This window comes from Curtobacterium sp. MMLR14_010 (assembly GCF_001865015.1).
In the GTDB taxonomy this organism is placed as follows: domain Bacteria; phylum Actinomycetota; class Actinomycetes; order Actinomycetales; family Microbacteriaceae; genus Curtobacterium.
The window spans coordinates 86,219-98,720 of the sequence record NZ_MJGV01000002.1 but is presented as its reverse complement, the minus strand read 5'-3'; the positions used below and the strand labels follow the sequence as shown (position 1 = coordinate 98,720).

Here is a 12,502-nt window from a genome sequence, read left to right as displayed (position 1 = left end):
CGTCAAGGTCTCCATCATCCCGAGCATGCGCAGCTGAGTCCCGAGCACGCACGAGTGCAGGCCGACCATGCACGAGTGCAGGCCGACCATGCACGCCTGACCCTCTCGCTGCAGCGGCAGGCGCACACTGAACACCCGAGACGAAGGACAGCGCTGTCATGACCACGATCCACGACCACCCGGAGGACTTCGCCGAGGACCAGCTCGCCGGCTGGCTCGCCCTCTACGCCGACCGCGTGCGCGGCGTCCACGGCGGCGTCGTCGGCCTGCCGACCAGGGGCGCCGAGCCGCAGGTCGCGGTCGTCGTCGGCGGCGGCTCCGGCCACTACCCCGCGTTCTGCGGCGTCGTCGGCCCGGGCTTCGCCACCGGCGCCGTCGTCGGCAACATCTTCACCTCGCCGTCGACCGCCCAGGTCTACGCGGTCGCGAAGGCCGCTGACCAGGGCAAGGGCGTCGTGCTCTCGTTCGGCAACTACGCCGGCGACACGATGAACTTCGGGCTCGCCGCCGAACGCCTCCGCGCCGAGGGCATCGACACCCGCGTCGTCGTGGTCACCGACGACATCGCCAGCGCCGACGAGGAGTCCAAGCGCCGCGGCATCGCGGGCGACTTCTCGGTCTTCAAAGCGATGGGCGCTGCCGCCGCCGAGGGCGCGTCCCTCGACGAGGTCGAGCGGGTCGGGAACGCGAGCAACACCGCCACCCGCACGATCGGCGTCGCGTTCTCGGGCTGCACGATGCCCGGGGCCACCGAACCGCTCTTCACGGTGCCGGAGGGGCACCTCGGCCTCGGACTCGGCATCCACGGTGAGCCCGGCATCGAGGACGTCCCCCTCCTCAGCGCGACCGACCTGGCGAGCCTCCTCGTCGAGCGGCTGCTGGCCGACCGCCCGGACAACGCCGGCACCCGGGTCGCCCCGATCCTCAACGGCCTCGGCGACACGAAGTACGAGGAGCTGTTCCTGCTCTGGGGCCGCGTGCTCCCGCTCCTCGCCGACGCCGGCATCGAGGTCGTCGAGCCCGAGGTCGGCGAACTCGTCACGAGCCTCGACATGGGCGGCTGTTCGCTGACCCTGCAGTGGCTCGACGACGAGCTCGAGCGCCTCTGGCGCGCCGACGCCTACACGCCCGCCTACCGCAAGGTGGCCGCCCCGGTCGACGCGCTCCTGCCGGCCGAGGCCGCTGCTGAGGCCGAAGAAGCGGCGACCGTCGTGCCGGACGCGAGCGGAGCCTCCAGGTCGGCCGCACAGACCGCGCGAGCCGCCGTCGAGGCGGTGGACGCGCTCCTCCGTGAGCACGAGGAGCAGCTCGGCCGCATCGACGCGATCGCCGGGGACGGCGACCACGGTCGTGGCATGGTCAAGGGGATCGGTGCGGCCCGCAAGGCGGTCGACGCGCTCGGGCAGGAGGCCGGGGTCGCCTTCGTCCTCGGACGCGCCGGTGACGCGTGGGCCGAGTTCGCGGGCGGCACCTCCGGGGTCCTGTGGGGTGCGGCACTCGAGGCCTTCGGTCGGTCGCTGCGCGACGACCGCGAGACGATCGAGGCCGCCGACGTCGTCGAGGCAGCCCAGGCCTTCGCCGACTCGATCGTGCACCTCGGCGGGGCGTCCCGCGGGGACAAGACGATGCTCGACGCACTGCTGCCGTTCGTCGACGCGCTCCGGTCGGAGGTGGCGTCTGGACGCGCGCTCACCGACGCGTGGCAGGCTGCTGCCGTCGTCGCCGTGTCGGAGGGCGAAGCCACCGCCGACCTCAAGCCGAAGGTCGGGCGTGCCCGGCCGCTGGCGGAGAAGAGCCTGGGGACGCCCGACGCGGGCGCCACCTCGATGGGGATGATCCTCACGCGCGTCGGCGACGTGCTCGCCGCCCGCGCTGCTGACAAGGAAGGAACACACGCATGACGTACCGTCTCGTGATCGGCTCGGACGATGCCGGGTTCGACTACAAGGAGATCCTCAAGCAGGACCTCGAGGCCGACGAGCGCGTCTCGTCGGTGACCGACGTGGGCGTCGACGCCGAGGGGCACACCGCCTACCCGCACGTCGCCGTCGACGCCGCCCGCATGGTGGCGAACGGTGAGGCCGACCGGGCCATCCTGTTCTGCGGCACCGGGCTCGGCGTCGCGATCGCGGCGAACAAGGTGCCCGGCATCCGGGCCGTCACCGCGCACGACTCCTACAGCGTGGAGCGCTCGATCCTGTCGAACGACGCCCAGGTCCTCTGCATGGGCCAGCGCGTGATCGGCGTGGAGCTCGCCCGGCGCCTGGCGAAGGAGTGGCTCGGCTACGAGTTCGACACCTCGAGCGCCAGCGCCGACAAGGTCAACGCGATCTGCGAGTACGACGGCAGCGCGCCCGCCGGCGTCGACGCGCAGGCGTAGGCGTAGGCGCCCGGATCGCGCGGATCGCGCGGATCGCGCCCCGCTGCAGACATCGCGCCCCGTCACCACGGGGCGCGATGTCCGTCCCGGGGCGCGATGCCCGTCCGCGGGCCGCGCGCTCACCGACTCCGAGCGGCCAGCCGGTGCACGACGGCCTTCGTCGCCTCGTACAGCTCGCGGTAGTCGCGGTACCCGGCCTCGTACGCCGCGGCCCGGTCGGGGTCCGGCTCGATGACGCTCGCGGGCGGGTTCCACACCGCGATGTCGACCTCGGTGACGAGCGCCGCCGCCAGGAACGCCGACCCGTAGGACGCCCCGACGGTCACCGAGGGGATCGTCTGCGGCAGCCCGGTGACGTCGGTGACGATCCGGGGCCACAGCCGCCCGAGCAGCCCCCCGCCGGCACCGACGAGCTCCCGCACGGGCACCCCGGCCGCCCGCAGCGTCTCGATGTTGTGCCGCACCGCGAACGCCGTCGCCTCGAGCGTCGCCCGGTACAGGTCGCCCCGCGTGTGCCGCACGGTCAGCCCGGCGATCACCCCGCGGGCGTCCGGGTCGGCGATCGGCGTCCGCTCCCCCGCGAAGTACGGCAGCATCAGCAGCCCGTTGGCCCCCACGCCCGAGGCGTCCGCCTCCGCGAGCATCGTCGACCAGTCCGCGTCGACCAGACGCCGCAGCCAGTCCGTGACCGCCCCGGAGGTCGCCGTCCCCCCGGACACGCACGGCTGGTCCGGGTGGGTGCCGACCGTCGTCCACATCCCCGGCACGCGCGTCGGCTCGGCCGTCGGCGTGATCATGAACATCGTGGTGCCGTACTGCAGGGACATCCGGCCCGGCACCGACGCCCCGACGCTGAGCCCCTCGGCCCAGGCGTCGATGGTCCCGGCCGTCACGGGGATGCCGGCCGGGAGGCCCGTGGCCGCGGCCGCCTCGCTGGTGACGGCCCCGGCAGCGTCACCGGACCAGAGCAGGCGGGGCATGGGCAGACCGGGTGCGACGAGCGCGCACCACTCCGGGATCCAGGTGTTCGTGTGGACGTCGTAGAGCGGCGTGCTCTGGCTGGCGGAGTGGTGGTCGAGGACGTACTCCCCGGTGAGCAGCTCGACGACCCGGGAGGACGGCATCGTGAACCGCTCGGCTCGCGCCCAGACGTCCGGTTCGTGCCTGGCGACCCAGGCGAGCTTCGCGCCGGCGGCCTGCGTGCTGAGCGCCGAGCCGCACCGGGCACGGACCACGTCCTCGCCGCCGAGCTCCTCGGTGAGGTCGTCGAGCATGTCGGCGGTGCGGGTGTCGACGCCGTAGAGGATCGCGGGGCGCAGGGGCTCCGACGCGGCATCGGTGAGCAGCACGCACGGGCCGATGCCGCTCACGCCGACGGACTCGACCCGGGCGTCGGGCACGATCGCGAGGAGCTCCCGCGTCAGGTCGCAGAAGTCGCTCCACCACAGCGCGGAGTCCATCTCGACGAGACCCTGCTCGGGACGGTCGACCTCGTGGTGGCGTCCGACCTCGGCCAGGATCGTCCCGTCCAGCCGGACGAGGAGCGCCTTCGTGCTCGACGTCCCGATGTCCAGACCGAGCACCGCCCGCATGCCGTCTCCCTCGCCGCCACCGACCGTCGCCCGGCCAGGCCACGAGTCTACGAAGCGACGGCACCAGCCCGAGGACACAGCCGACTGTCGGTTGCCCGACCTAGTCTGCTGACCACCCCGCGCTCCCGCCGAGGGGCTCCACCATCCGAGGAGATGGACGATGAAGAAGTCCGCCTGGCTGCCCGCCGTCATCGCACCGGTCGTCGTCGCCGGCGCCATCGCCGCTCCGACGCTCGCGAGCGCCGCGAACGACCCGATCGCGGGGACGAACCCGACCGCCGCCGACGTCATCGCCAGCGTCGCGAAGTCCTCCGACGCCCAGTACTCCGGCAAGCTCTCGCAGACCAGCGACCTCGGCCTGCCCGAGCTCCCAGCCGGTTCCGGTGGGTCCTCGCTCGAGGGCGACGCCTCCGACGCCCTCTCTCTCCTGACGTCCTCGCACACCGCACGCGTCTACGTCGACGGTGCGACGAAGCAGCGCGTCCAGGTCACCCAGCAGCTCGCCGAGCAGGACCTCGTCCGCAACGGCTCCGACGTCTGGACCTGGGACTCGAAGGCCCGCGAAGCCACCCACGTCACGCTGCCGGACCACGTCAAGGAGTCCTTCCAGGACGGCACCATGACCCCCGCCGACCTCGCGAAGCAGGCGATCGCCGCAATCCGCCCGAGCACCACGATCTCGAAGCCGACCACCACGTCGGTGGCCGGACACGACGCCTGGCAGCTCGTCCTCACGCCGAAGTCGGCCGACACCCTCGTTGGCAGCGTCGAGCTGGCCGTCGACAAGCAGACCGGGCTCCCGCTGCGTGCCGCGATCCAGGCCGACGGCCAGTCCGAGCCCGCGGTCCAGGTCGGCTTCACCAGCCTCGACTACGGCGCACCGGCCGCCCGGCTGTTCGACTTCACCCCGCCGTCCGGGGCTGAGGTCACCACGAAGGACCTCTCCGACGCCGCTGACCACGCGGGCTCGCACCGCGGTGCGCACGGCACGGGCACGGACGACGCCCCGACCTTGACCGGCAGTGGCTGGTCGACGATCGCCGAGCTCCCGGCCGGCACCGCCGACCAGGGGTCGCTCGGTGCAGACGCCCAGGGGCTCCTCGGCCAGCTCACGCGCTCCGTGGACGGTGGCCGAGCCATCCAGACCTCGCTCGTGTCCGTCTACCTGACCGACGACGGCCGCGTGCTCGCAGGTGCCGTGCCGGTGTCGAGCCTGGTCGCCGCCGCGAAGTGAGCACGACCGACACCGCCGACGCCTCCGGCCCGGCGACGCCGGACGCAGCCGCACCGGCGTCCGGCACCGACCTCGCGATCCGCACCACGAGCCTGGCGAAGGTCTTCCGCAAGCAGCGTGCCGTCGACGGGATCGACCTCGTCGTCCCGCGCGGCGCGGTCTTCGGGTTCCTCGGGCCGAACGGTTCCGGCAAGACGACCACGATCCGGATGCTCCTCGGGCTGTCCTCGGCCACGAGCGGCTCGATCGAAGTGCTCGGAGAGTCCATGCCGGCAGGGCTCCACCGGGTCCTCCCGCGGGTCGGGGCCCTGGTCGAGGGACCCGCGTTCTACCCGTACCTGTCCGGCCGGGCGAACCTGTCCCGGTTCGACGCAGCTGACCCGACCTCGGACTCCCGCACCCGCAAGGACCGAGTCGCCTCCGCGCTCGACCGCGTCGGGCTGTCGCACGCGGCCGATAAGAAGGCGCACGCGTACTCGCTCGGCATGAAGCAGCGCCTGAGCCTGGCGAACGCCCTGCTCACCCCGCGCGAGCTCCTGGTGCTCGACGAGCCGACGAACGGCCTCGACCCCCAGGGCACGCGCGAGGTCCGCAACCTCATCCGTTCCCTCGCCGACGACGGCACCACGGTCTTCGTGTCGAGCCACCTGCTCGCCGAGATCGAACAGGTCTGCACGCACGCCGCGGTCATGCGCACCGGCAGGATCGTCGCGCAGGGCACGCTCGACGACCTCCGCTCAGCCGGTGCCCGCACGGTCACGGTCCGCACGCCCGACCTCGGGCAGGCCGGCACCGTGCTGACGCGCCTCGGGCTCACGCCGCGGCACGACGGCGGCGCGGACGTCCTGGTGGCGGACCTGCCCGCCGAGGTGCTCCCGGAGACCATCGCCGCCGAGCTCGTCCGGGCCGACGTCCGGATCCGCGGGCTGACCGTCGGCGGCGGCACGCTCGAGGACCTGTTCGTCGCACTCACCGGAGAGGGATTCGATGTCGCAGCCTGACGCGGCCGTCGTACCGACCACGCCCGCCGTCGACGCCGAGCCCCGCCGCGCCCGTCCGTTCGCCCTGCTCGGGTCCGAGATCGCGCTCGTGTTCCGCCGTCGCCGCACCTGGGCGATGCTCGGGGCGCTGGCGCTCGTGCCGATCCTCATCGCGGTGGCGGTCCGACTGACCACCGGCGGGGACTCCGGAGGCCCGGCGTTCCTCGGCGACATCACGAACAACGGGCTGTTCGTGTCGTTCACGGCACTGACCGTGTCGATCCCGCTGTTCCTGCCCCTCACCGTCGGGGTGGTGGCGGGCGACACCGTCGCGGGTGAGGCCAGCCACGGCACCATCCGCTACCTGCTCGTCGCCCCGACCGGGCGCCTGCGGTTCATCCTCGTGAAGTACGCGGGAGCGGTCGCCTTCTGCCTCGCGGCGACGCTCGTGATCGTGCTCGTCGGTGCCGCGATCGGTGCCGCCCTGTTCCCGATCGGCCCCGTCACGCTGCTCTCGGGCACCCAGGTCGACGGCTGGTCCTACGCCGGCCGCGCCCTGCTGCTGGCGCTCTACGTCACCCTGTCGATGCTCGGGCTGTCCGCGATCGGGCTGTTCGCGTCGTCGCTGACGAACGTGCCGGTGGGCGCCATGGCGTCGACGGTGGTGCTGGCCGGGGCGTCCCAGGTGCTCGACCAGCTCCCGCAGCTCGACTGGCTGCACCCGTTCCTGTTCTCGCACCAGTGGCTCGGGTTCGGCGACCTGCTGCGGGACCCGATCGCGTTCGACTCGTTCGGCAGCAACGCGCTGCTGCAGCTCGGCTACGTCGCGGTCTTCGGCACCCTGGCGTACGGGCGCTTCGCCACGAAGGACGTCCTGAGCTAGACGCTGCAGGACGCCCTCCGGGTGGGCGCCTAGGACGCCTCGGGGTGCGGAACGGCGCGCTCCACGGGGTCGTGCAGGTCGCGGGACTTCTCCGACTTGTACCAGTGCAGGCGCGACCCGGTCTCGACCGGCTGCATGCCGACGACGACCTTGCCGCGGGAGTGCATCTCGGCCAGGTCCTCGTACGCGTCGACGATGTACTCGAACGGGTAGTACCCGGAGATGATGAACTGCACCTTGTGCCGCTGCACGAGGTCGCCGAGCCGCGTCAGCATCTCGGATGCTTCCTGGTCGTCACCGGGGGCCCGGAGGAACCGGATCTCCAGGTCACGGCGCTGCTCGCTCGTGACGAAGCGCTTGTCCCCGACACCGAGGTCCGCGGCGAGGGCGACGTTCTCGTTGTGCTCGCGGTTGTCGATGAACGCGGTGACCGGGCGTCCGTCGGCGATCTCGCGGATGCGGTCGAGCTCGCCCTCGCCGTAGGACACCGGGAGGACGCCGATCTGCCGCAGGGCGTCGTGGTTGCGGGGGCTGCCGAGGCCGATGACCGTCGCCCCGGTCTCCTTGGCGAGCTGGCACTCGATGTGCCCGACGCCGCCGGCGGCCGCGCTGATCACGACGGTGTCGTCCGGGCCGAGCTTGAGCGACCGGACGATGGAGAGCGCGGTGCACCCGGCGAGGTACAGGCTGCCGGCGACCTCGAACGTCATGCTCGAGGGCTTCTTCACCACGGCGCCCCGCGGGACGGTCACCCAGGTCGCGTGCGACCCGCCGTGGGGCGCGTGGCCCATCACCTCGTCGTTGACGTGCAGGTCGCGGACCTCGGAGCCGCGGGCGACGACGACGCCGGCGAAGTCCACGCCCTGGCGGGCCGGGAAGTCGAGGTCGACGAAGTCCTTGAGCTTGCCTTCGCGGAGGAACCGCTCGATGTGGTTCAGGCCGGCGACCGAGACCTCGACCACGACCTCGCCGGGTCCTGGCTTCGGACGTTCGATGTCGACGAGCTGGACGACGTCGAAGTCGCCGTACCGGTCGTACTGCACAGCGTTGCCGTGTCGCATGGGGCACTCCTTCGTTTCCTTGCGCTCCGGCTTACACGAGAACCGGGCCGTCGTCCCGGACGCCCGGGGTCCTCACGGGCGCGCCGCGCGTCCGTCGAGGACCCGCAGCGGTCGGTCCGGCGTGCGTCGACCACCCCGCGGCCGACGCGGGTCAGCGCGCCCCGGCCACGTCGATGATCCGCGCCACCGAGGCCGCGTCGTGGTGCACGGCGATCGTGTCCGAGTCGGGCATCGGCACCCGCACCGGCGTCGACCAGAGCGTGCCGTCCTCGGCGAGGTCCACGACGAGCGCTCCGGTGCCGACGTAGGCCGACTCCTCGCCGTACGGACCGATGACGTCGGTGTCGTTCGCGACGCCCGGCGCGACGAGCACTGGCACGCCCCCGACCGAGCCGGCGGAGTGGTGGTGGTAGTGGCCGGCGAGGACGACCCGCACGTCGCTCCCCCGCACCGCGTCGGCCAGGTCGCCCGGGTTCTGCAGCCGCAGGGCCGCGTGCAGGGCGGTCGGGGCCGGCAGCGGCGGGTGGTGCAGCACGACGACGGAGCCGTGCGGCGCGGGGTCCCCGGCGAGCGCCGTCCGGAGGTGGTCGAGCGACTCGTCGCTGACCGCCCCGTACCCGGCGCCGGGGACGCTGGTGTCGACGGTGACGACCCGACGACCGGCGACGACCGACTGCCCGCGGACTGGGACCGTCGGCGGCTGGTACTCGAGCGTGTGCATCAGCGGCGAGCCGCCCTCACCGAGGACGTGCCCGTTCGCCAGCACCTGCCGGAAGCCCTCGCGCTGGTCGTGGTTGCCCGGCACGACCACGAGCGCGGCACCGTGACGTGTGGCCCAGTCCCCCACCCGGTCGCGCAGCGCTTGGTACGACGCCGGTGAGCCGTCCTCGGACAGGTCACCCGAGACGACGACGAGTCCCACGCCCTCGACCACCTCGAGCCGGTGCAGCAGCGTGTCGAGCGCCGCGGTGGTGTCGACGGTGCCCTGGTGCAGGGCGCCGTCGCCCGTCAGGTGGGTGTCCGACAGGTGCAGGATGCGGAGGGTTCCGGGAGCGGGTGGCTGCATGGCGCCAACGCTAGCCGCGGTGCCCGACGCCAGCCCGCGGTGCACGACGCCAGCCGCTAGCGTTGTCGGGTGATCGACCTGCGCTCCGACACCGTGACCCGCCCCACCCCCGAGATGCGCGCCGCGATGCTCGACGCCGAGGTCGGCGACGACGTCTACGGCGAGGACCCCGAGACCACCCGCCTCGAGCAGGACGTCGCCGCCCTGCTGGGACACCCGGCGGGGCTCTTCACGCCTTCGGGCTCGATGGCGAACCAGCTCGGGCTCCGGCTGCTGGTCGGTCCCGGCGAGGAGCTCGTCGCCGACGTGCAGGCCCACGTGGTCCGTGCCGAGCTCGGTGCCGCCGCGGTCTTCTCCGGCATCACGACCCGCACCTGGGCGTCGGAGCACGGCCGTCTCGTGGCCGACGCCGTGCGGGACATCGCCGAGCCGAACGCCGGTGCCTACTCGGTGTCGACGACCGCGATCGCCCTCGAGAACACGCACAACTTCGGCGGCGGGACGGTGCAGCCGCAGGACGAGGTGCTCGCCGTGCAGGCCTTCGCGCAGGAGCACGGCATCGCCCTGCACCTCGACGGCGCGCGGCTGTGGAACGCGCACGTCGCCTCGGGCCGTCCACTCCACGAGCTCGCCGCGGGCTTCGACACGGTCTCCGTGTGCCTGTCGAAGGGCCTCGGGGCACCCGTCGGGTCGGTGCTGGTCGGCTCCGTCGAACACATCGCCGCCGCGCGGCTCTGGCGGAAGCGCTACGGCGGGGGCATGCGGCAGACGGGCATGCTCGCCGCTGCCGGGCGGTTCGCCCTGCAGCACCACGTCGGTCGGCTCGCGGACGACCACGCGAACGCGCGGGTGCTCGCCGGCGCGCTCGGGGTCGAGCCCGCGACGGTCGACACGAACATCGTCTTCGCCGACGTCGCCGACCCGCCCGCGTTCGTCGCCGAGGCCGCTGCCCGTGGCGTGCGGCTGATGCAGCTCGGCCGGACGAAGGTCCGCGTCGTCACGCACCTCGACGTCACGCGGGAGGACACCGAGCGCGCCGCGGAGGCCCTGGCGACCATCGCACGCTGATGACGGGTCCGCGCACTGCTCTTGCGCACTTCTGATTGCTTCACGTACCTTCACATCAGAATCACGCAGGATCGCCGCGATCAGGGGTCGCGGTGTCGAGGTCCACGCGTGGCCGAGAGAGGGACTCCTCCATGCTCCACCACCGCATCGTCGCGGGGGCTGTCGCAGCCGCTGCCGCTCTGACGCTCGCCGTCCCGACCGCCGCCTCCGCCGCGACGGCGACACACCGCCCACCGTCGCACTCGACGACGATCTCCTACACGGCGAGCAACGCCGTGATCCCGAACCCGGAGCGTGGCTTCGACCACACGACGGCGACGCACTACCGCGCGGACGGCACCGGCTACACGCCGCTCGACCTCGCGACGCTGCGCTCCTACCGCGCCGACGGCGTCACGCAGATCGTGCGCGTGTTCTACATGGAGAAGTTCGTCGACCAGGCCCGGCTCGACCCCGCGTGGCTGAAGCTCGTGCAGCGGGACTACGACACCGCGCGCCAGGCCGGCGTCGGCGTCATCACCCGCTTCGCCTACGTCCAGGGCGGCGACTACCCGTACACGGCACCGTACGGCGACGCCGACCTGCCGACCGTGCTCGGGCACATCAAGCAGCTCACGCCGCTCCTCCGCCACAACGCCGACGTCATCCCGACCCTGCAGGAGGGCTTCATCGGCCTCTGGGGCGAGGGCTACTACACCGACCACTTCGCCAGCGACCCGACGAACCCCGGCGTCCTGACCGAGGCCGACCAGGCCGCACGCCGCCAGGTGCTGCGCGCCGAGCTCGCCGCGCTGCCGAAGAGCCGCTCGGTGCAGGTCCGCACGATGGCCACGAAGCAGGCGGCCCTCGGTCTGCCGTCCGGCACCGCCGGTGCACTCACGCCGGCCCAGGCCCACGACGGCTCCGCGAATTCCCGCGTCGGCCACCACAACGACTGCTTCCTGGCCTCGCCGGACGACTTCGGCACGTTCCTGTCCGACCCGCTCTCGCTCGACCAGGACTACCTGGCGGCGGACTCGCGGTACGTGCCCGTCGGTGGCGAGACCTGCACGGTGAACCCGCCGCGGTCCGAGTTCCCGTCCGCCTCGGCCGAGATGGCGAAGTACCACTACAGCTACCTCAACCTCGACTACAACCAGGACGTCCTCGCCACGTGGGGTGACGCCGGGATGACCGAGACCGCCAAGCGTCTGGGCTACCGCTTCACGATGACGAAGAGCACGGTCACCACCGGCCGCACGCCGTCCGTCTCGGTCTCCGTCCGCAACGACGGCTGGGCCGCCCCGTACAACGCCCGACCGGTGCAGGTCGTCCTGACCAACGGCAAGCGCACTGTCTCGGTGCCGGTGCGCACGGACGTCCGCTCCTGGCAGCCCGGCAAGACCGTCACCGTCTCGGCACCGCTGCGCGGTCTGCCGAAGGGCACCTGGTCCCTCGCGCTGGCCCTGCCGGCAGCCGAGCGGAGCACCTCCCGCAACCCGGACTTCGCGGTCCAGACCGCGAACGTCGGCACCTGGGACGCACGGACGGGCCGCAACCAGCTGGACCAGACCGTCACCGTCCGTCGCTGACGGCCGACCACCGGACTGGAGGCGCGCCTCCAGTCCGGTGGGACCGTCCCGCCACCGGGACGGTCACCGCACCCAACGGGGGGACAACCCCACCCCCGATCCGGGTGAGGGCCGTATTTCACCGGCTGCATCCCGGAGCGACGATGGGTGCATGACCGAGAACGCATCCCCCATCACCACCCGTTCCGAGCGCTCCGCCCTGACCTCCGGGCTCGCCGTCCTCGGCATGGGCCTCATCGTCGCCACCCTCACCGGGTGCAGCCTGCTGGAGCCGTACCAGAAGGAACAGCAGCACCACTACGCCACGTACTCCGACGCCCCGTCGAAGGCGAACTCGGAGGACCTGGCGTGGTTCATGCCGACGTGGGTCCCCGAGGACGCGAAGGACATCGACGTCCGCCTCGACACCGAGGAGCCCGGGTACGTCATCGCCTTCGACTCCGCGTCGGGCGTCGACACCACTGCCTGCACGCCCCTCGACGGCCCCCACGGCGGACCCGCGATGTCCGCCGGGTTCCTGCCCGAGACCCTGCCGACGACCGGCCTCATCACCTGCGGCGACGGTCGCGCCACCGCCGAGGTCGACGGCCGCTGGTACGGGTGGACCACGAAGGAACCCGTCGCGACCGACACGAACGACACCCTGCGGACCGACTGACGGCCCACT

11 protein-coding genes are annotated in these 12,502 nt (G+C 72.6%); 8 read left to right on the top strand and 3 right to left on the bottom strand.

Annotated elements, in window-relative coordinates; translation table 11 throughout:
• The first annotated feature begins 158 nt into the window (after positions 1-158).
• Both BIU98_RS00545 and BIU98_RS00540 read left to right on the top strand, forming a co-directional pair.
• Positions 159-1,901, top strand: coding sequence for a dihydroxyacetone kinase family protein (locus tag BIU98_RS00545; RefSeq protein WP_071269667.1), 1,743 nt, complete (start codon positions 159-161; stop codon positions 1,899-1,901).
• Positions 1,898-2,380 carry a ribose-5-phosphate isomerase gene (locus BIU98_RS00540; protein WP_071269664.1) on the top strand — a complete coding sequence of 161 codons (483 nt, stop codon included), beginning with the start codon at positions 1,898-1,900 and terminating at the stop codon, positions 2,378-2,380. The genes BIU98_RS00545 and BIU98_RS00540 overlap by 4 nt, the downstream gene beginning before the upstream one ends.
• Positions 2,381-2,499: 119 nt before the next feature.
• On the opposite strand, the gene BIU98_RS00535 is transcribed toward BIU98_RS00540, so the two are convergent.
• Positions 2,500-3,972, bottom strand: coding sequence for an FGGY-family carbohydrate kinase (locus BIU98_RS00535; RefSeq protein WP_071269661.1), 1,473 nt, complete (start codon positions 3,970-3,972; stop codon positions 2,500-2,502).
• 160 nt (positions 3,973-4,132) lie between these two features.
• On the opposite strand from BIU98_RS00535, the gene BIU98_RS00530 reads away from it, so the two are divergent.
• From BIU98_RS00530 to BIU98_RS00520, 3 genes are all read left to right on the top strand, one after another.
• Complete coding sequence (locus tag BIU98_RS00530) at positions 4,133-5,206, top strand: outer membrane lipoprotein carrier protein LolA (RefSeq protein ID WP_071269658.1); 1,074 nt, start codon at positions 4,133-4,135, stop codon at positions 5,204-5,206.
• Between the two features lie 77 nt (positions 5,207-5,283).
• Positions 5,284-6,207 (top strand): ABC transporter ATP-binding protein, encoded by a 924-nt coding sequence (locus tag BIU98_RS00525; protein WP_071270477.1) that lies wholly within the window; start codon positions 5,284-5,286, stop codon positions 6,205-6,207.
• Positions 6,194-7,069: an ABC transporter permease gene (locus BIU98_RS00520; RefSeq protein WP_071269655.1), complete on the top strand. Its 876-nt coding sequence runs from the start codon at positions 6,194-6,196 to the stop codon at positions 7,067-7,069. The genes BIU98_RS00525 and BIU98_RS00520 overlap by 14 nt, the downstream gene beginning before the upstream one ends.
• Positions 7,070-7,098: 29 nt before the next feature.
• On the opposite strand, the gene BIU98_RS00515 is transcribed toward BIU98_RS00520, so the two are convergent.
• Together BIU98_RS00515 and BIU98_RS00510 are read right to left on the bottom strand one after the other, a co-directional pair.
• A complete protein-coding gene (locus BIU98_RS00515) occupies positions 7,099-8,130 on the bottom strand; it encodes an NADP-dependent oxidoreductase (RefSeq protein WP_071269652.1) in 1,032 nt (343 codons plus the stop codon).
• A gap of 151 nt (positions 8,131-8,281) precedes the next feature.
• Positions 8,282-9,196, bottom strand: a complete 915-nt coding sequence (locus BIU98_RS00510) for a metallophosphoesterase (RefSeq protein WP_071269649.1) — start codon at positions 9,194-9,196, stop codon at positions 8,282-8,284.
• Positions 9,197-9,265: 69 nt separating this feature from the next.
• Between BIU98_RS00510 and BIU98_RS00505 the strand changes: the two genes are divergently transcribed.
• From BIU98_RS00505 to BIU98_RS00495, 3 genes are all read left to right on the top strand, one after another.
• Positions 9,266-10,264: a low specificity L-threonine aldolase gene (locus BIU98_RS00505; RefSeq protein ID WP_083392837.1), complete on the top strand. Its 999-nt coding sequence runs from the start codon at positions 9,266-9,268 to the stop codon at positions 10,262-10,264.
• 131 nt (positions 10,265-10,395) lie between these two features.
• On the top strand, positions 10,396-11,835 hold the full coding sequence (locus BIU98_RS00500) for a DUF4832 domain-containing protein (protein ID WP_071269647.1): 1,440 nt from the start codon (positions 10,396-10,398) through the stop codon (positions 11,833-11,835).
• A 151-nt stretch (positions 11,836-11,986) separates the two neighbouring features.
• Entirely contained in the window at positions 11,987-12,493 is a 507-nt protein-coding gene (locus tag BIU98_RS00495; protein WP_071269645.1) for a hypothetical protein, read from the top strand.
• Positions 12,494-12,502 lie beyond the last annotated feature (9 nt).

Bases quoted from the DNA above. Each gene is read 5' to 3' on its own strand.
- BIU98_RS00535 (WP_071269661.1), bottom strand. From the start codon at position 3,972: ATGCGGGCGGTGCTCGGTCTGGACATCGGGACGTCGAGCACGAAGGCG.
- BIU98_RS00495 (WP_071269645.1), top strand. From the start codon at position 11,987: ATGACCGAGAACGCATCCCCCATCACCACCCGTTCCGAGCGCTCCGCC.
- BIU98_RS00515 (WP_071269652.1), bottom strand. From the start codon at position 8,130: ATGCGACACGGCAACGCTGTGCAGTACGACCGGTACGGCGACTTCGAC.
- BIU98_RS00520 (WP_071269655.1), top strand. From the start codon at position 6,194: ATGTCGCAGCCTGACGCGGCCGTCGTACCGACCACGCCCGCCGTCGAC.
- BIU98_RS00540 (WP_071269664.1), top strand. From the start codon at position 1,898: ATGACGTACCGTCTCGTGATCGGCTCGGACGATGCCGGGTTCGACTAC.
- BIU98_RS00510 (WP_071269649.1), bottom strand. From the start codon at position 9,196: ATGCAGCCACCCGCTCCCGGAACCCTCCGCATCCTGCACCTGTCGGAC.
- BIU98_RS00530 (WP_071269658.1), top strand. From the start codon at position 4,133: ATGAAGAAGTCCGCCTGGCTGCCCGCCGTCATCGCACCGGTCGTCGTC.
- BIU98_RS00545 (WP_071269667.1), top strand. From the start codon at position 159: ATGACCACGATCCACGACCACCCGGAGGACTTCGCCGAGGACCAGCTC.
- BIU98_RS00500 (WP_071269647.1), top strand. From the start codon at position 10,396: ATGCTCCACCACCGCATCGTCGCGGGGGCTGTCGCAGCCGCTGCCGCT.